14 protein-coding genes and 1 tRNA gene are annotated in these 19,037 nt (G+C 43.8%); 7 read left to right on the top strand and 8 right to left on the bottom strand.

Features of this window, described 5'->3' with window-relative positions:
• Positions 1-137: 137 nt before the first annotated feature.
• Complete coding sequence (locus QW087_07355; protein ID MEM2944538.1) at positions 138-1,061, top strand: DMT family transporter; 924 nt, start codon at positions 138-140, stop codon at positions 1,059-1,061.
• Positions 1,042-3,240, top strand: coding sequence for a DEAD/DEAH box helicase (locus tag QW087_07360; protein MEM2944539.1), 2,199 nt, complete (start codon positions 1,042-1,044; stop codon positions 3,238-3,240). Before QW087_07355 ends, QW087_07360 begins: the two co-directional genes overlap by 20 nt.
• Here the strand turns inward: QW087_07360 and QW087_07365 are convergent.
• The 3 genes from QW087_07365 to QW087_07375 are packed head-to-tail and all read right to left on the bottom strand — an operon-like array spanning position 3,237 to position 6,158.
• On the bottom strand, positions 3,237-3,950 hold the full coding sequence (locus tag QW087_07365; protein ID MEM2944540.1) for an ATPase domain-containing protein: 714 nt from the start codon (positions 3,948-3,950) through the stop codon (positions 3,237-3,239). The two genes, QW087_07360 and QW087_07365, sit on opposite strands and share 4 nt — an antisense overlap.
• A 45-nt stretch (positions 3,951-3,995) precedes the next feature.
• The gene (thrC, locus tag QW087_07370) at positions 3,996-5,219 is read right to left on the bottom strand and encodes a threonine synthase (protein MEM2944541.1); all 1,224 of its coding nucleotides are present in this window, start codon (positions 5,217-5,219) and stop codon (positions 3,996-3,998) included.
• A complete protein-coding gene (locus tag QW087_07375) occupies positions 5,220-6,158 on the bottom strand; it encodes a homoserine kinase (protein ID MEM2944542.1) in 939 nt (312 codons plus the stop codon).
• A 351-nt stretch (positions 6,159-6,509) separates the two neighbouring features.
• On the opposite strand from QW087_07375, the gene QW087_07380 reads away from it, so the two are divergent.
• The 3 genes from QW087_07380 (at position 6,510) to QW087_07390 (ending at position 12,952) form a co-directional block, all read left to right on the top strand.
• Positions 6,510-7,766, top strand: a complete 1,257-nt coding sequence (locus tag QW087_07380) for an anion transporter (GenBank protein ID MEM2944543.1) — start codon at positions 6,510-6,512, stop codon at positions 7,764-7,766.
• Between the two features lie 162 nt (positions 7,767-7,928).
• Positions 7,929-8,420, top strand: a complete 492-nt coding sequence (gene cgi121 / locus QW087_07385) for a KEOPS complex subunit Cgi121 (protein ID MEM2944544.1) — start codon at positions 7,929-7,931, stop codon at positions 8,418-8,420.
• A 182-nt stretch (positions 8,421-8,602) separates the two neighbouring features.
• Positions 8,603-12,952: a hypothetical protein gene (locus QW087_07390; GenBank protein ID MEM2944545.1), complete on the top strand. Its 4,350-nt coding sequence runs from the start codon at positions 8,603-8,605 to the stop codon at positions 12,950-12,952.
• Positions 12,953-12,956: 4 nt separating this feature from the next.
• Here the strand turns inward: QW087_07390 and QW087_07395 are convergent, their stop codons facing one another.
• The 4 genes from QW087_07395 to QW087_07410 are packed head-to-tail and all read right to left on the bottom strand — an operon-like array spanning position 12,957 to position 16,292.
• On the bottom strand, positions 12,957-13,367 hold the full coding sequence (locus QW087_07395) for a Zn-ribbon domain-containing OB-fold protein (GenBank protein ID MEM2944546.1): 411 nt from the start codon (positions 13,365-13,367) through the stop codon (positions 12,957-12,959).
• Position 13,368: 1 nt separating this feature from the next.
• Positions 13,369-14,535: a thiolase domain-containing protein gene (locus QW087_07400; GenBank protein ID MEM2944547.1), complete on the bottom strand. Its 1,167-nt coding sequence runs from the start codon at positions 14,533-14,535 to the stop codon at positions 13,369-13,371.
• Positions 14,532-15,590 carry a hydroxymethylglutaryl-CoA synthase gene (locus tag QW087_07405; GenBank protein MEM2944548.1) on the bottom strand — a complete coding sequence of 353 codons (1,059 nt, stop codon included), beginning with the start codon at positions 15,588-15,590 and terminating at the stop codon, positions 14,532-14,534. The genes QW087_07400 and QW087_07405 overlap by 4 nt, the downstream gene beginning before the upstream one ends.
• A gap of 18 nt (positions 15,591-15,608) precedes the next feature.
• Positions 15,609-16,292, bottom strand: coding sequence for a helix-turn-helix domain-containing protein (locus tag QW087_07410; GenBank protein MEM2944549.1), 684 nt, complete (start codon positions 16,290-16,292; stop codon positions 15,609-15,611).
• Positions 16,293-16,558: 266 nt separating this feature from the next.
• Here QW087_07410 and QW087_07415 point away from each other — a divergent pair.
• A tRNA-Pro gene (locus tag QW087_07415) sits at positions 16,559-16,632 on the top strand.
• A gap of 205 nt (positions 16,633-16,837) precedes the next feature.
• Here the strand turns inward: QW087_07415 and QW087_07420 are convergent.
• A complete protein-coding gene (locus tag QW087_07420) occupies positions 16,838-17,902 on the bottom strand; it encodes a Clp1/GlmU family protein (GenBank protein MEM2944550.1) in 1,065 nt (354 codons plus the stop codon).
• Positions 17,903-18,760: 858 nt separating this feature from the next.
• Between QW087_07420 and QW087_07425 the strand changes: the two genes are divergently transcribed.
• Positions 18,761-19,037, top strand: a 277-nt coding sequence (locus QW087_07425) for a hypothetical protein (GenBank protein ID MEM2944551.1), incomplete at its 3' end; no start/stop codon positions are given.

A 19,037-nucleotide genomic window follows, 5' to 3' on the forward strand; every position in this document is an offset into this window, starting at 1 on the left:
ACTCATATCCGCAACCCCTAATTAAGCATTTCCCCAACTTTACAGATTTTTGGTGTAGAGCCAGACAGATGAAACAGGAATCTTGCCTGCAAGCTATGATAAAAGGAGGTTGTTAAGTACCTTTCATCTGATTCCTAATGAAAATGAAAAGAAAAGCACTGGGGGTCGTCGCGGTGCTTTCCGCGGTCTTGATGTGGGCTTCATCATTTCCTCTGCTGAAATTCGGTATTCTTCATGTTCCGCCAGTCACTCTTGCGGCCATACGCTATATCATTGCAGCTCTTTTTATGTTCGTCCTTGCGATCGTGATGAGAGGGTTTGATCATGTTATGAATTCATTCTTACTCAGTTGGAAACGACTGGCCGTCATTGGACTCGTTGGCTTCACTTTGCCAAATGCTGCTCTGAACTTGGGCCTTGAGCTCACGACCGCTGCCACATCGTCGGTCATACAAGCCTCAGGTCCGGCATTTACAATTCTCTTAGCCGTTGTCATTCTTCACGAGAGACTAACGATACGTAAATGGATTGGTATGGTAATCGCACTTATCGGGACAATACTTCTTGTTCTCTCACAAGGAGGGAATGTGAACGACGATTTGGTGGCAGGTAACATACTTGTTCTTCTTTCTGCAGTTTCTTATTCGCTATCAGGGGTTATTTCGAAAAGGGAACTTGCCGTTAACGAGCCTATTATTATCACCTGTTGGGGACTCATTACTGGTTCGTTGATGCTCTGCTTCGCAATACCGCTCGAAGTGCATGAACCTATTTCGATATCACTGGATGTGGCAGTTCTGATCCTCTATTTAGGTATCTTTCCAGGCTGTTTGGCTTTTCTTTTCTACTACTATATCCTTAAAGACGAGGAGCTGAGCTCAGTTTCATATTTCCTGTATCTCATCCCTCTTTTCTCCACATTGATGGCAATTCCACTGCTTCACGAAAGTATTACCTTAGAAATGATATTCTTTGGAGCAGTTATTGTTACGGGTGTCGCGATTGCACAATACAATCCCCCAGGCAATAGGTCGGTGAGAAATGGGAATCGAAAAAATTGAGATAGATACTCGTGTCGTTGACATCTTAAGAAAAGAAGGTATCAGCACACTTTATCCGCCGCAGGAGCAGGCCATACCTTACGCGCTCAGGGGCGATAATATTGTTCTAGCAGTTCCTACTGCCAGTGGCAAATCTCTGGTGGCATACTTGGCAGCACTGAAGCATGTAATAGAAAAGAGGGGGAAGGTGCTTTACATAGTACCTTTGCGAGCGCTGGCCTCAGAGAAATATGAGGATTTGAAGAAGTTCGAGGAATTAGGAATCAAGGTGGAAATGTCGATAGGGGACTTCGATACGCCCGATCCAGAACTCGAGAAATTCGACATCATTGTTGCAACATCTGAAAAAGCAGACTCTCTGCTTCGCCATAGAAGCAAGTGGCTCGACAGAATTTCGCTTGTCGTCGCTGATGAGATTCACCTGATACACGACCCTGAAAGGGGACCTACACTCGAAATCACGCTAACCAAATTTAGAAAATTCAATCCATCAATCCAACTCATTGCTCTTTCTGCAACAATAAAAAATTCAAAGGAAATCGCTGAGTGGCTTGACGCAGTTCATATCGCGAGCAATTGGAGGCCAGTACCTTTAAAGGAGGGTGTGTTGTGCAACAATGTTATTCATTTCACCGACAATTCAACGAGAGAAATTGCTGACAGAGGAGACGTCGTCTGGAGTCTCATCTGTGATTCCATCCTCTCAGGTGGGCAGTGCCTAATTTTCGTCAACACGAGAAAGTCCGCAGAATCCATGGCAATCCGATATGCACCCAGAATGAGGGAAATTCTGAAAGATTCTTTGGAGATAGAGGAACTAGAGTTTGTCATAGAAGAAGATGAGGCGACATCCGTAGCGAAACGCCTGAGAAATTGTATGAAGAAAGGGATTGCGTTCCACCATGCTGGTCTGACAAATGAGCAAAGAAGACTCGTTGAGAAGAACTTTAAGATGGGCACAATCAAGTGCATTATTGCTACGCCGACACTGGCGGCCGGGATTAACCTTCCTGCTAGGATGGTCATAATTAAGGACGTCCATCGATATGAATCAGACATAGGCTTTGTATCTATACCAGTACTCGAAATCAAGCAGATGTGTGGTCGTGCTGGGCGGCCGCGATATGATTCCTTTGGCGAGGCTATACTCATAGCCCGTAATGAAGATGAGAAATCGCTTCTAATGGAGAGTTATCTGCTTAATGAACCCGAAGAAATCTTTTCGAAGCTTGGGAACGAGACGGTTCTTCGTAGTCATATTTTGTCGACAATTGCCACTGGACTTGCAAACTCCAAGGATGCCCTATTCGATTTCTTTGACATGACTTTTTATGCGCACCAGACGACAATTAACACCCTGGAAGATGCGATCGAAAATATTCTTGATTTTCTCACAAAGGAAGGAATGATTAGAGAGAACGGCGAGCTCCTGCCGACTTTTTTCGGAAGACGTGTTTCTGATCTATATATCGACCCACTCTCAGCGGTAAGGATGAGAGACGCCATAAGGGCGTTCAAACAAGGAGCATCAGACTTTGGACTCATTCATGCCATATGCGCAACTCCAGATATGAGACATATGTATCTCCGCCGTGGAGAATACGAGGCACTCGAAGAGGTTTATCATCTAAGAAAGAAAGAGCTGCTGCTCCCTGCTCCGGATGACCTTGCCGAGTACGAGTTCTTTCTCTCTGAATTGAAAACTACCTGTGCACTGGAAGAGTGGATCGATGAGGTAAGCGAGGAAGACATATTGGAAAAGTATAATATGGGACCTGGAGACCTCAGAAGTAAGGTGGAACTTGCGGAGTGGCTTTTATACTCTATGAGAGAAATTGCAAACATTTTCAATAAAGATGCATACCCCGCACTTAATGATTTGGTGATGAGGGTCAGGTATGGCGTAAGAAAAGAGCTCCTCGATCTCGTTGTTTTGCGCGGTGTTGGAAGAATAAGGGCGAGGATGTTATATAACAGCGGATTCAAGGCTCTTGATGATTTGAGAAATGCCGACCTAGGAAAGCTTGCAAGAGTACCGCGCATAGGAGAATCACTTGCCCGCAGCATAAAAGAGCAATTGGAATCAATCAAGATGCCCGATACTCACATTTCAAAAGGCGCGGAATCTCGTTCAATTAACACCGGCCAGGAGTGCCAGAAAAGGCTCACTGACTTCTAAAAATCGATCAAAGCTCGGGTAACAAGGAAATATTTTTCTTTTTTCAGCAAAGTAAAGAAACTAGTAGCGTGATCCACTTCCCTCATTTTAACACACCTGATCTGCCTCGTCACCTCGTTTGACTTCCCTTCACTCATCCTCAAGTGTATGATACCGTCAGCAAGAAAGTCGGCTTCATGTGGGGCATAATACGAAAACTGTCCCGAAGGCATTTCAGAAATGATAAGCGATGTGATATCAAGCGACCTCAACCACTCAAAAAGCCTAAACATATCTTCTCTTGGTCTCGTGAAATTTGATATGATTTCGAGGGCGCCAAGAGAATCGATAACGAGTAACTCATAGTTTAACCGGCGTTTTGTTTCGTTGATTGCGAATCTAAAAGTATCGAACCAATTTGGTCCCTCTGCCCTTTTGCGAATTTCACCCATATCAAGGATTTCGATAAGTCCTTTCGTCTCACCACAGAACCCCATCTTTTCCATCTGCCTCAAAATGCTTTTCTTGCTTTGTTCAAGTGAGATGTAGAGACCACTGATACCATCATTTTCTGCATTCATGAAAAGAATGTAGTATGCAATGGAAGATTTCATAGAGCCAGTTTCTCCAGCAACGAGAACAACGTGACCCTTTGGGATGCCGCCACCAATGTTCTCGTCGAATCCTTGAATGTAGGTTCTGTACCTGATCTCATTTTCGGAGGTATTCATTTGAAATCCTCAATAATGATATCACTTGAAACTAGATAGAATTTCTCAGATCACAGCTCTCCGAATCACTTTCCTTACAGACTCCACATTTGCTGGAACCGTAGATGTGGGACCAAACGATCTTATGACTGAATCAGGGTCTTTGAGCAGATTGCCGGTACAAATGCATACAACCCGCTCGTCTCTATCGATTTCTCCTTCCTGAGCCATTTTGAGAAGACCGGCAATCGATGCTGCACTGGCGGGTTCAACGCCAATCCCTTGCAAACGACCTAGAATTTTTTGTGCGTCAAGAATTTCTTCATCGGTCACTTCAATTGCACACCCATTGGTATCATAAATCGCTTTTAGCGCCTTCCTGCCACTAACAGGATTGCCGATTCTGATGGCGGTGGCAACGGTTTCTGGATTATCACATGGCAGAATGTCCTTCCGTCCCTCACGATACGCCATAACGACTGGCATTGCCCCGGAAGCCTGAACACCTACAAGCTTTGGAATACTGTCGATTAAACCAACATCCCTTAATTCTATTAACGCCTTGTAGACCGACCAGATGTTTCCAGCATTCCCAACCGGCAAGAAAATTCGATCTGGAATCTGAAAGTCAAGCTGGTCTATAATCTCAAAAGCGACTGTTTTCTGGCCTTCAGGCCTAAAGGGATTTATTGAATTAAGAAGGTATATTTCTTTTTCTCTTGCCAATTCCTGAGCTATCCTAAGAGCGTCATCAAAGCTACCTTCTATCGAAATGACCTTTGCACCGAAAAACACCGCCTGAGCCAGCTTACCAGCTGCTACCTTACCAGCGGGCAAAATCACAACGCAGTCGAGTCCGGCTTTTGCAGCATAGGCAGCTAGCGAGGCAGAAGTGTTGCCCGTCGAAGCACAGCCGACAACCTTTACACCTAGCTCAGTGGCCCTAGTGACACCAACGGTCATACCTCTGTCCTTGAACGAGCCAGTAGGATTGGCACCCTCGTATTTGACAAATATGCGATGAATACCTGTGATCTTGGCGATGTTTCTGCAATCATAGAGGGGGGTACCTCCCTCTTTCAACGAAATGGCCCTTTCCTCACTAACTGGGAGAAAATCTGCATACCTCCATACGCCGAGTGGTTTGCGACGAATTTCGTAAGGATCGATTCCCACCAGAGACGATAAATCCATCTCTATATCAAGAAGTCCTCCACACCTGGGACACCGATCCGCGAATGGATCTTCGATTTTCCCGTCGCAATCCCAGCACTTTATAATATATGGCATTCACCCTATCCTCCTGCATCCCGAACCTGGCTTAGTAACCCATGTATCACACCTGATACCATTATCCATGTACACCTCTTTCATAGCTTTTGCAATATCATTGCCATCACATCGGCGCAGGTCATAGATTGCGGCGACAGCGGGTCCTGAGCCGCTGAGAAATGCGGCACTTGCACCGCTACGGACCGCTGCAAGCTTGACCTCACTCAGGTAGGGGATAAGATGTGCCCTCGCTGGCTCTACAACAACATCCGTTGCACTGCAACCGATTAGATTCATATCCCCACTGATCATTCCAAGTACAAGGCCACATGCATGGCTGACATGATGCACCATTTTTTTCAGCTCAATCTTTTCGGGAAGTATGCTTCTAGCATCCTTGGTTGAAACGAATACATCTGGCATGGAAACTACGATGCCGATATTGATGCTGGGCTCAACTCTTTCCACAATTAAAGGAGCATATGAAGCAATCACAGTGAAACCACCTAGTATTGCAGGAGCAACGTTGTCTGCATGAAAGCCTCCGGAAGTTACTTCTTCAGCTCTTGCAGCACATTCGATGAGTTTGGGTGGTGGCAGAGGATTTTCCAAGAAGAGATTTGCAACAAATGCTCCTCCCGCAGCCGATGCTCCTGACGAGCCGATACCGCTACCAGGCCTTATCCCCTTTCTTATGGTCAGTTCAAGTCCGAAATCCGCATTTCCAGCTCTAAGCACTTCACTGGCTGCGATGCTAGCAGAGTTTTTTAAGGGGTCGAACGTAATACGATTTCCGCCAATACCAGTAATTGATTTGATGATAACATCTTTTTCCTTGATTTTTCGGGCTTCAATTGTATCATACGGTTCGCTGAGAGCTAAACCGAATACATCGAATCCTGGACCCATGTTCGAAAGTGTCGCAGGCGAAACCACCACTACATTCATTTCATGCATCTGAACAACCTTTTCTAACCGAACTGGTCTGTCCTAGAACCATGTACTAAAATAAAATTTTCCCATCGGATGTGTTTTTGCAAGGAAAAGAAGGAACGAGTCTACGATAAGTGTATATGAAGTCGATTTTATTGTGGCGATTCTTCTGTAACAAGCGCACATTACGATTTACTCATTTTCAAAATATGAGATCATGGCGCAATTGAGGAAAAGGCGATCAAAACCTAGTCACGCTTCATTCACATTGAAATATTGTAATTACAAAGAATACCATAATTCTACTTGAGCATGACTCTACTACTATAGAATCATTTAATAATCCATTACAAGTTCTCGAGCAAATTTGATGATATGAGCGCTCTGCCTCAAGTAAGCATTCCAGTAATCATTCTTTTTGTCGTCTTCGCATTGATCGCAGTTCGTCAGGTAGGCCGCTTTCGCCTGAAGATCTGGCAAATTATGGCATTTGGTGCAATAGGTGTACTGGTAACAGGCCAGATTAGTCCAATTGATGCGATCTTCGCTATCGACCTCGATGTGATGTTATTCCTTTTTGGAATGTTCGTTGTTGGAGAAGCGCTAATTCAAAGCGGTTATTTATTCTACCTTGGTCATAAAATATTTAGAACTGCAAAAAACACCGACCAACTTGTCTTGATGGTTTTATTCGTAATTGGTCTTCTGTCGGCATTTCTCATGAACGATACCCTCGCAATCATCGGAACACCACTTGTTTTGCAGTTTGCTGCCAAATTCAAGATTTCTCCAAAGCTGATGCTTCTCGCGCTGGCCTTTGCGGTTACCACAGGTAGCGTCATGAGTCCTATTGGAAATCCCCAGAATCTTCTTATTGCGATCAACGGGAAAATCGAAAATCCGTTCATCACCTTTTTCACATACTTGGGTATACCTACGCTGATCAATATTTTTCTCTGTTATCTGGTACTAAAGTTTTTCTACCGAAAAGAATTTGAAAGAGAAATTTCGAATAATGATGTTATATCGATAACAGATCCTAGGTTGGCTACGGCCTGCAAAATCTCGATCATTCTCATAATATTGCTGGTGATGCTAAGAATCGGATTGTCAATCCTAGGTATGGGTGAGGAGTTTAGACTGACTTATATCGCCATCATCGCGTCACTTCCCATACTCATTGCAGGTGATAAGAGAATTCAAATATTGAAGAATATTGACTGGCATACGCTCATTTTCTTTGCATCGATGTTCATACTTATGGAAAGCGTATGGGATTCGGAATTCTTTCAGTCCCTTATCGCCCAATCGAATTATGATTTTTCATCTTTGTATGGAATCTTGATTATCAGTGTTATTCTAAGCCAACTAATATCAAATGTGCCGTTTGTAGCGCTGTATCTTCCATTGTTAGTAGAAGCAGGCATCTCTGAGCAAGGATTAATGGCTCTGGCAGCGGGAAGTACGATCGCTGGAAATCTGCTAATATTGGGCGCTGCAAGTAATGTGATCATCATTCAGAATGCGGAGAAGAGGGGGGAAACTGTTGGATTCTTGGAATTTGCGAAGGTAGGAATTCCATTGACAGCAATTAATATGGCAGTGTATTGGTTATTCCTCAACATTCTATGATTTTCACGTGACTGATAGGACTTTATATTTTCTAACGCAACTTTTCATTCAATGATAGGTGTTGATGAGTATTGTGCATTTTTTTAAAGGTCTTGCAAGAAAACATAGTCGCAGAATCCTGACAGAAAGAATGTTATAGAGCTGTCTGTATCATATGCGATCGTGAAAGAGATCGCTGTGATTGGCGCGAGGGGTAATATCAAAGATCCCAATACAGTTATTACATATCTGCAAAGCCTTAAAGATGGTATAGGAATTCCGTTGAACGCAGATCTTGTTTGTGGGAAAGATCATTTAGTCTCTTCAGTTTACCATGCCATGAGGTCTTTTGAGCGTCAGGAAAATGTATCTGGCAATCTAGCAACAGAAATCCTGTTGTACGCTTCTGGGGAAAAACAGATTTCGCATGCTTTGGAAAAAATGGGAATCAAAGCAGGCTATGAAAGGATCGCAATTGTCCTTATCGGCTGTGTTGACATAGATGAAGTTTTAAGCACTCTCGAACTTCAACGCGATGACTCTCTCCTCGAATTCTCCGTTGAGAAATTAAGGGCATTCGGCATTGATGAACGCGATATAATATCCCTAGAGCCTTCAGAACTAGAAGATCTAATTTTAGAACAAGTGGCGTTCGTGGATCTCATCAAAGGATGATTCAATGATCGAAGTAGCAAATGCCAGTGAAATGTAAATCGTATATTGACACTTCAAGATCCCACAGAGTCATCTAACTGAATGCAGGAAAGAAAAAAATTAATGACTTACACTGCCAATAAGACTCATTAACTTGAATTTAGAACACATCATTTCATGTTCGAAAGCGGAGATGAAGGACTTTGCCTGGTGATTTCGTTAGCCAGCTTCAGCTTGCAAAACAACTGGAGCAAAAGGCAAAAGAAGCAGCAAGAAGCCGGAGGGCAGCTGAAGAGAAGATAGCTGAAGCCGAACTAGCGATCACTAGTATGAAGGAATTTGATATTACATCTGCCGAATCTCAGCGACTTTTTATCGAAGCTAAGGATGCACTAGCTCGCCGAGATTTCGAGGCAAGTTTAAGCCTCGCTGTGCAGTGCATTAACTCTGTCCAAAATGCCAAATGTGAAAAGATCGATCAGATGCTGAAATCTGCTACGGAGCTTGTCAATCTCTTCGAAAGTGGGGATGCAGATCACGGAGCCATTTTGGAAAGCGTGCGAAACGTGCAAAACTTGGTCTCAGAGAAAAAATTGACCGAAGCATACGAGAATGCCAAGAAAATTGCTGATAGAGCGGAACAGTACGTCAATCGAAAGATGGCAGAATTGTTCGGGAAAGTTCAGTCACTTCTGGTGCTTGCAGATTCTGTTGGACTAAAAGTTGAAGAGGAGCGGCAACTGCTATCTCACGCGAGAAGATGGTTTGATGAGGCGCAATATTCCCAAACGATCAAAGAACTACATGCATGCCTCAGCAGAATTCGGGATCTTTTCAGAACATATATAGAATCGAAATTTAACAAACTATTGGAATTGAGAGCATCACTTTTGTCTCTCAGATTTGACCCGTCTAAAATTGATGAGATATTGCTTGAAATAAAGAGGCGTGTAGAAGAAAACGATTTCGAAATTGCACTGAGGAACTTGAAGATCGCGGAGATAGAAGCTCAGAATCTGTTGGTATCAGGTTTAAGGAATGGTTTAATACGACTACAGAAAATAAAAGAACTTTTAGAGATCAACAGCATCAACATCGGCGATGCTGAAAAAATTCTAAGTGATTTTCAAGAATTCCTCAAAAGCCAACAACTGGAAAAGGCGAAGATTGCCTACGAAGAAGCTGCAAGAGCTCTGTCTAAAGCTGTGGGAGAATTTATCCTACAATCGGTTTTGAAAATGCAGCACAGATTAGTTATTGCGAAGAAACTGAATATTGATCTCGACGAGGTTGCTAGATATCTCGAGTCATCAAAAAAGTCGTACAAGAGCGGGGAGTTTGAAAACGCCGTTGAATTTATTCACAAGGCCGATGCATCTCTAAAGAAGGCACTTGAAGAATATGAAAGCATTGAGGCCGAATTTGCAAGAATCAAACAACTGCTCATAATAGGAAACAAGTATTCCGTGGATTTGGGCAGGGCTAAAGAAAGAATAAAGAACCTAAAAGGACTCATTTTCTCTCACAATTTCAAAGCGGCCGCTGAAGAATTGAAAGAAGCCCAGAGGGAAGCTCACATAGCGTTACAACAATACTTTGCAAAAAATATCATGGACCTAGAGCTCATGGTTGCTGATGTAGCAAAGATGGGAGCCGATATCGCCGAAGTGCAAGCTCTTTTGGATGATATTATTAACGCAGCGAAAGAGGGCAGATACGAGGAAGTTGCTGACTCGATAAGGCAATGCCGTGAAATCATCAATGAGAAAATGATGCTTGCTGCGAGAGAAATCATTGCCTCTGCACTAAAATTCATTGAGACTCGTTCAGAACACATAGACATATCTGTGGCAAATTCAATCCTAAATGATGCAAAGGCGGCTCTTGAAAAAGGCGAGTATGAGCGGGCTTATAGCCTGGGAAAGAGCGCTCTTGAAAATGTTAGAAAATCCGAAACAAACGCAATAGCTAGAATGCTCGAGGAAGCAGAGAAGCAATTAGAGATAGCAAAGAATCTTGGAGCGGATAGTGTAACACTCCGCGAGAAACTGAAAAAAGCTGCAGCACTTAGAGAAAGTGAGAATTTTTCCGAAGCGTTTGAGTCGGTTGTTGAAGTCATCAATTTATCAGCATCAATAATCGCAGATGAGCTCACGAGGAGATTAACTCCATTGCTGAGGGATATATCGTCGATGCGGCGAACTGGAATTGCCGTTGGAAAAATAGAAAGAATGATCGAAGAAGCTTCCCTGGCAATCGGAAAAAAAGAATTCATGAAGGCTTACGAAGTTCTCAATCAAATTGAAAACCTTATCAAAGGGACGAAGACGCTCCACGCTGAAATATATGATAAAATCGTTGAGATATCAAATCTCCTCAAAGAGGCGAAGGAGCAAGGCAGGGACATTAGTGATGCAATGTCCCTGCTGCTTAAGGCCAAGAGGAATTTTGAAAGCGGGCGATATGAAGAGGCAAAAGAACTTATTGACCAGTGTTACGCATCTACGGAGAAGATTGTAGCACCATTCATAGCCACGAGGAGAATCCCCATAGTTAGAGATCTCCTCTCAATAATGAAAAGAATAGGACTGGAGAGGGGGCAAGTGGAACGATTGCTTGCAGAAGCTGATGAGGCTGTGAGAAGCGAACGATTTTTAGAAGCATTGAATTCTTCGAGGGAAGCAGAGCAGATTGCCACAACATCTTTGATCAGAGAAATTTCGATGCGAATTGAAAATATACGCTCAAGCATCTCAGAAGCAACGAAAAAAGGTCAAGAGGTCGCTATCGTTGAAGGCGTCATCCAAAAGGCTGAAAGTCTGCTAAAAGACGGACGCTTTAATGAGGCACTGAAGGCAATTGATCTGGCAAAAGCTGAGATTGATCAAGCAATTGTCGTAGAGCGGAAGGCAGCAGAGCACGTTCAGCTCGCTGAGAGAATCATTGGGGATGTAGAAGCGATGATAGATGTAACGGCATCAAAGAACCTTATCGATCAGGCCAAAAAAATGATGAATCAAGGAAAATTTGTTGTTGCATCAGAGTTGGCAAAGAACGCAGCTGAGCAAGCGACCCGCAAAGCAATCGAATGGGTTATGGACGAACTCGCAAAGATTGAGGAGTTTTTCCGAAAAGAGGGTCTGGAGGGGATTGAATCAAAAACATTGAGCTCATCGATTGAGGAAATACGCCGGCTTGCAAACGTCTGGCAATTCAAACAAGTAAGATCTATGATCAGCACCCTTCGAAATACGATGGAAAGACTCCGCCAGCAGAGGGATTTGACTGCGAAGACCCTTGAAGAAATCAAAATTGAGGTAAGCAAAGCAAGGGAACAAGGTCTCAAAGTTGATCACATTAGCGAAAAATTAAGAAATGCAGAGGAGAAGATGAAAGCGGGTTCATTCTCAGAAGCTTTCGCCATCGGCATGTCTTGTTCGGAAGAACTAAAATCCATACACGAGACTTTGAATCGCAGAATAATAGAATGTGAGGAAATCAAGAAGAAAATCCAGGTACTCAGAAATAATGGTATTGATGTTTCAGGTTTGCGGAAAATGACTGAGTCAGTTGAGGAGGCGCTGAAATCCCTCGATTTCGAAAGGGCGGCTTTATTGATACAGCGCGTAAATACAAAAGCATCGGCGGAGTTGAAGCGACTAGTTGGAATGAAAAGGGAGGAATTAAGCGTACTTCTGGATCTCACTCGAAAGGCTGCCTTAGACGAGGAAGCATCGAAGCTTGTCGAAAGTATTGCGAGTGCTGAAAAAGTTGATTCTGGAAGCATAGATATCGATTTGATTGAGTCACACATCCAAGTAATCAAATCAACACTTCTGGAGGCTATTACTGGGAAATTATGGGAAATGACACAGTTGATCGAAAATGAGAAGAAAAGTGGAAAGGAAACATCGTTGAGTGAGCGCTTGCTTTCTGAGGCCCAAGAGAGTCTCGAAACCGGTGATTTTGGTAGGTCCATCGAGCTCATTGAAGAGGCGCGTGCAAACATAGGTACTTCGGTGGAAGAATTTAGGGAGATTGAAAATCTGAAGAGCAAGATCAGAGGAATGATAGAATCGGCGCAAAACTGCGGGCTGCCAATAAATAGAATGACATACGAAGAGCTTTTGCAAAGGATTGACAACAGGGAATTTGACCGACCGAAATCCATTCTAAACGCCTTGAATGAAGCGGCCTCCTTACTGAAAGATGAGCTGGAAAGGCTTGCACCTGCCATTGTCATTGAATCTGTCGATCCCGGTATGCCCATTGAGGGGAAATGGTGCTCTATGAAGATTGCTCTTCGAAACAAGGGCGTAGCGATGGCTCGTGACATTTCCATAGAGATCAGCGGTGATCTTGACTATGGAAGGAGTACAACACGAAGCTGGCTTAAGGGAGGAGAAGCTCTTGTTATTGAAATAAAGTATTTGCCGAAACGCAGCGGAATTCTTGAAGTTGATATCATAGTAAAATGGAAACCAGCTTTCTCAGAAGAGATCTTAAAATCAAATAAGAAGGTAAATTTGGAAGTTGGCAGAGGGATCTCATAGTCCTTCATTGCAATGGCTTTGCCGGTACGAACTTGTATCCATAATGAATGACTCCTGCCTCTCCGTCCTCTCCGAGCTTCCTCAACGTGCTTCGTACCCTCATGCCAATCCTAACCTCTGATGGTTCGCAGTCGATGACTTGTCCCGTAACCTTAACGCCTTCATCCATCTCCACTATCGCCACGATGTAAGGTTTCATCTTGTCTAGCTGTGCTGGTGCTTCGTGAACGACTGAGAAGGAATAGATCTCACCTTCGCCCCGCAGCTTAATTTCCTCAAGTCTACCCACGCTCTTCCGGCGGCAGGTAGGGCATATCGATCTGGGCGGGAAAAGGATCTTCTGACAGACATTGCACCTTACTGCAATCATATTATACCTGCTGGGATTCTCACGCCAGAACCTAGCCGTTGACATTTCACACCACCCCTAGAATGTGAATGACAACGGTTGCTCCGGTGCCACCAACATTGTGTGCAAGCCCAATTTCCGCACCATTCACTTGTCTTTTACCAGCCTCGCCTCTGAGCTGCGCGACGATTTCCACCACCTGAGCCACACCAGTGGCACCGATGGGGTCTCCTCTTGCCTTGAGACCGCCTGACGTGTTGACCGCAATTTTCCCGCCTATAGCTGTCTCGCCTTCAATCGTAGCCTTTCCCCCTTCTCCCTTTTTAAAAAAACCTAGATCCTCAATCGCAAGTATTTCGCTGATCGTATAATTGTCGTGAACCTCTGCAACATCAATGTCCTTAGGCTTTACTCCCGCCTGTTTGAAGGCTTTCTCGGCGGCTACTCGCGTGGCTTCAAATCTGCAAATATCTGAGCGATGGTGTAGGGCAAGCGTATCCGAGGCTTGCGCAGAGGCCATTATCTTGATAGGTGTATCAGTGTATTTTTTCGCTTTTTCCAGAGGACAAAGAACAACAGCCGCACCGCCATCTGAAATCGGTGCGCAGTCAAACATCCCCAGCGGCTCAGCCACCGGCGGCGATCTCAGGACTGTTTCGATAGATATTTCCTTTTGAAATTGAGCCTTGGAATTAAGAGAGCCGTGCTTGTGGTTCTTAACAGCAACATGGGCAATTTGCTCCCGCGTGGTACCATATTCATGCATATGCCTTCTCGCAATCATTGCATGCAAAGAGGCAAAGGTAGCCCCAAAGGCGCACTCCCACTGCTGGTCAGCTGCTGATGATTGGATATCGATCGCCTTGAGATCACCGACATCCGTCATCTTCTCAGCACCACCAACTACGACAATGTCATGTAGACCAGATGCTACAGCTAAGTATCCTTGACGAAGAGCCAAACCTCCTGATGCGCCAGCGGCTTCCACTCTAGTTGCTGGGATATGGTTATTGGCCATGCCGGCATAATCTGCGATGAGCGCACCCACGTGTTCTTGCTCGATGTATCGACCAGCAGACATGTTCCCAACATAGATCGCATCGATCTCGTCACCAGAAAGGTTTGCATCGTACACTGCAGCCAATCCTGCTTGTATCCCAATTTCCCGAAATGATAAATCCCAAAGTTCGCCAAACTTCGTATCCCCGACTCCAATTATAGCAACTTCCCTCATTTCATCCCTCCAGCGATTCTGATCTTTCCTTTAAATTTTGCATAAGTGGCATAATCGATGAATTTCTTGCTCTCAACAAGCTGTCTCACAGTTGGCGCAGCTTCTCTACGGAATCTCTGAATTTCTGGTGTTACCGTAATATCAAAGCCGTCACTACCGGCTCCTGACCCATAAGCAACAGCAAAGATCCTCTCATTTGGTTTTGCCACGTCAAGAATAGCGGCAATGCCAAGAGGGACAGAACCGCTATAAGTGTTGCCAATGAACGGAGTCAGTAGCCCAGTTTCGATCTGTGCCTCATTAAATCCCAGTTGCTTCGCAACACGAACAGGGAATTTGCCGTTGGGCTGATGGAAAACGGCGTAATCATAATCCTCAGCCTTTGTACCTTGTATTTTCATAAGTTCTCTTCCGCAGTTGACGATATGCTTGAAATAGGCTGGCTCACCAGTAAATCTCCCTCCGTGACTTGGATATGGCTGGCCTTCCCTTCGCCAGAAATCAGGCGTATCCGTTGTGTAAGAATAAGTCTTATTGATTTTTGCAATGATTTTTTTGGCACCAATGAGAAATGCAGCGCCACCCGCTGATGCGGCATATTCAAGGGCATCGCCCGGTGCTCCCTGAGAAGTGTCAGCCCCTATTGCCACGCCATACTTGATCATCCCAGCACCAACCATTCCCATGCACGTTTGTATGGCAGCGGTGCCTGCCTTGCATGCAAATTCATAATCTGCAGCTGTAAGACTGGGTGATGCTTCAATTGCCTCTGCAACTATCGTTCCAGTTGGTTTAACGGCGTATGGATGGGACTCAGAACCAACGAAAATCGCCCCAATCTCCTTAGGGTTGATTGAAACACGCTTCAGCATATTGCGGGCAGCTTCCACGGAAATCGTTACTGTGTCTTCATCAGGACCAGGTACAGATTTGCTGAAAATCAGCAAATTCCTGCTCATCATCTCACCATCTACCCCCCAAATTCTGGCAATTTCTTGGGGGGTTATCCTATACCTAGGAACATACGCCCCATAACTAACAATTCCAACATCCATTACATCCCACCTCGCACCTTAGCCAAGGCGTTCAAGCCTGTCAACAAGAACCTGCATTGGGAGGTCAGTCTTCACAAGGGGAATACCCTCGAGCGCTGCAAGCCTGACTGCTAGTTCATCAACGTGTTCCGGTCGGTGATAGCACACCATCGCCGGTTTGAGTGGATGTGCCCTCACTGCGATCATGGGAGATCTTCCATACTTAACGCCGGTGAATATCAGCGCTCTCTCGCTACTCCAGCCATATACTTTGAGATAGTCGAATGAACTCAAAGATAATATTGCCTTCATGGAATCGATAATCGTATAACCATGGATATCCCTTACAAGGGGTAGCCCCTTGGTGAGATTGTTTCCATCGATTACTTTTATGAAATTTTCAACAGGTATGCTCGTTCGGAATTCTCGCATGCTAATGATACAATCTGTTTTGTCTCCAAGAGTGTATTTCTTTATAGTATGTCCCCCGGTTTTTTCATCGATTTCTATGAGACCATCAACAATCCGCTTGATTATCGTGATACCAGGTGATTTTCTTCTTCCTGACTCGTAGTCACTGATCACCGAAGGGGAGATCCCCAGATGTCTCGCTAGGGCTTGCTGTGATATGTTAAATTCTTCTCGCCACTTCCTTATCGTTTTACCAGGATCGTTCGATAAGGTGATGTCCCCAGCAATCTTTTCCCTAAGGTGTTCCTTCATGGAATGGCGTAAGGCTGTCGAATATTTAATATTTGTCGTATATTGAATTCGACATATTACGAAGAAATTCGGTTTAATCGTCTGGAAAATTTTTTGAAGCTTTTGTATAATTCCATGCTAAATACAAAGAAAACGCCAACTGAAATTACCGGAATGAAATTTACCTTCATGAAAATCGAGAGCAACAAGAAATTGGAGATTGTTTTCGGAGGCTAGGGGGGAATAATATTTATTCTTGTGTCACATTTTGATCCATTCAACTAAGTGGGGCTGTGGGGTAACTTGGCTATCCTTGTAGCTTCGGGAGCTATAGATTCCGGTTCAAATCCGGACAGCCCCATAACGGTTTTTTGGAAGGATATAGTGATGCGTGTTGATTGCAGAGTGCCAAAATGAGTGACTGATAAGAAGCCATTTTATGATAGATATCCCCAGTATTTTGAAGTGTAAATCCCGACGATCTACTTCATTCTTCACCATCTATCCTGAAACTAAGAACTATTACCAGTTACTTGATCAGCAATTCAAACTGCTCATTGCAATAATTATGGAAGCTCCCTGCCACATACATCAAGTTTGGTCGTTCCAATAACGATCCTGCGGACGTTCCCCTTGGCAGTGGTATAAATCTTAATAAGACCCTTAGCGGGCTCTGTTTCTATGACAACACCTATCCCCAGAAATTCCCGGTCCTTCCCGAACAATCCAACAATATTATTCTTAGCATCTTCCCATTTGCCTATCAAATCAACACTCTTATTATCGAAAGCACGAATCCTTCCTCCTGCAAGATACTTTGAAAATATTAGCCCACGAAGTCTCTTTCTCGTTTCTTGAGTTCTTATCTTGATTTCCGATGGTGATTCTACCCAGCAAATCTCTTCATCGAGAGTGTTTTCTATGTTACTGATAATATCGTTTTTCTGAGTGCCAATTACCAATGGTGAAGGCATTATATCTACCAGCGACTTCTTAAAACTCATAGCCTCGCTGCTATCCACCCAACCGTCTGTATTTACAATAATTATCTCTGATTTCTTTGATCTAGCAATGTATACCAGTTTCTTAAGCAATGAAAGAATCCTGTTTTGGACAAAATAAGGAGATGTCGTTCCAATAAACTCGAGATGGGGCGAATGGATCGATTGTATGTCTGTTATTTCTCTGTCTAAAATGGCTAGCCCTATTGTTCCAGGAGGACCTAAGTCTGACTGGCCGAGATCTGTGTCGATAAAACAGACTGGCAAAAGATTAGACCTGATGCATCGGTTCGCAATATATAGGCTAAGGCCTGATTTTCCCGAGTCGGTGCTACCAATGACGATAACGGACTTAGGTTTAGTCGATGAGATCTTGTCGACGCACGCTTTCCACGATGCGGGAATGGTATCTTTCGATAGTACATCATAAGACGATCCATGTCCTAGATTGATCGATGACGAGAATGACTCAACTGCAAAGAATGGCATTCTCTTATCTTTTCTCACAACCGCTTTTGTCCCTTTTTTGAGAAGAGCGCCGAAGCACTCTGCGGCACCCTCTCGCACTACAACAGATGCAGGTCCGTCGACAACTAACGTCGATCCTGTCGGAACTGTCATCTCGACCATGCAAACTCGATATTTGGGTAATTGCAAGATAATTCTATCTATGAGTAAAACAAAAATTATTGCAGTTCCGAATCTATATGATCAAAATGAGCAAAATAGAATTTATTTGCATTCGCATAAAGGGAACATATATAATTAATCAAGAGGATTATTCCTTGTTCAAGTTTTGCCGTCATCTCGTATTTTTGAGCTTGTCAATTCTACGTCCTTGAAACTTCGGAATATCTCGCCGTGAGATTTCTCAAGAATGCCGTTGGCGGTTACTCATGTATGTTGTTGTGCTGGCTTATTCTCATGATGTGAAAACAAGAATCTTAGACAATCGCCCAACCATCTTATCCATGAGCCCAAAAGGAGTAATTATGATTAAGATGTGGAATCACACATTCTCGCAGGGGTACAAATAATCAATATTTGTTTCCTCGCCATAGTTCTCAAGGGATAAAAGGAAATCTCAGAGTTTTGGGGGAAATTCTTCTTGCGTCTTGCGAGGGAGGGAATACAGTTGGATATTTGCTGCAAGGATAAGCCAGAATCGAGCGGCCTTATATAAAGCGGGGAAAGCATACATTGACGATCTATGTCATTGTTTTCTTCTTATTATCCGTTACGCGTCCACTGATATCTGGAACCGCAAGTTCAGAAGATTTTGTAGCAGATTATTGGGAAAGGATCGACCTTGCCAAACCAGCACGTGATTGAGAACATACGATGGTCATCAAAAGTGATGATAAACTACATCTTTCTTGCATTTACAGATCAAGTTTTCAGGAACAAGATTTAATTCATGCTGTTGGTTCAGGCAACCCATAGAATTTCGAAAGTCTTGACAGTAATCAAGAGATCTATGAAACCTTGATGAAGTTTCATTCAGGCGGAAGACCACACTTTGAGTTCCTTTCTTATGATGAAGACGTGCCTGCGCTATATTACGCGCATGAAGTGGGATCTGCTTGGGACATTGAAAAGGTTAAAGGATATATAAACTACACCAACCCCCGCTTTATCGCTATCGATTCTTCTGGATCCCCATATATTGCTTACTCTCAAACAATAGAACCATACTTTGAAGTGGGAATAGTTATTCGAAACTCACGCACCGATGATCCCTTTCTTAATCGGAACTTCAAAGAAT

The sequence above is a fragment of the Methanomassiliicoccales archaeon genome (assembly GCA_038850735.1).
In the GTDB taxonomy this organism is placed as follows: Archaea; Thermoplasmatota; Thermoplasmata; order Methanomassiliicoccales; family JACIVX01; genus JACIVX01.

Excerpts from the sequence above, each read along its gene's own strand:
- QW087_07355 (MEM2944538.1), top strand. The coding sequence starts at position 138 with ATGAAAATGAAAAGAAAAGCACTGGGGGTCGTCGCGGTGCTTTCCGCG.
- QW087_07360 (MEM2944539.1), top strand. The coding sequence starts at position 1,042 with ATGGGAATCGAAAAAATTGAGATAGATACTCGTGTCGTTGACATCTTA.
- QW087_07365 (MEM2944540.1), bottom strand. The coding sequence starts at position 3,950 with ATGAATACCTCCGAAAATGAGATCAGGTACAGAACCTACATTCAAGGA.
- thrC (MEM2944541.1), bottom strand. The coding sequence starts at position 5,219 with ATGCCATATATTATAAAGTGCTGGGATTGCGACGGGAAAATCGAAGAT.
- QW087_07375 (MEM2944542.1), bottom strand. The coding sequence starts at position 6,158 with ATGCATGAAATGAATGTAGTGGTGGTTTCGCCTGCGACACTTTCGAAC.
- QW087_07380 (MEM2944543.1), top strand. The coding sequence starts at position 6,510 with ATGAGCGCTCTGCCTCAAGTAAGCATTCCAGTAATCATTCTTTTTGTC.
- QW087_07395 (MEM2944546.1), bottom strand. The coding sequence starts at position 13,367 with ATGTCAACGGCTAGGTTCTGGCGTGAGAATCCCAGCAGGTATAATATG.
- QW087_07400 (MEM2944547.1), bottom strand. The coding sequence starts at position 14,535 with ATGAGGGAAGTTGCTATAATTGGAGTCGGGGATACGAAGTTTGGCGAA.
- QW087_07405 (MEM2944548.1), bottom strand. The coding sequence starts at position 15,590 with ATGGATGTTGGAATTGTTAGTTATGGGGCGTATGTTCCTAGGTATAGG.
- QW087_07410 (MEM2944549.1), bottom strand. The coding sequence starts at position 16,292 with ATGAAGGAACACCTTAGGGAAAAGATTGCTGGGGACATCACCTTATCG.
- QW087_07420 (MEM2944550.1), bottom strand. The coding sequence starts at position 17,902 with ATGGTCGAGATGACAGTTCCGACAGGATCGACGTTAGTTGTCGACGGA.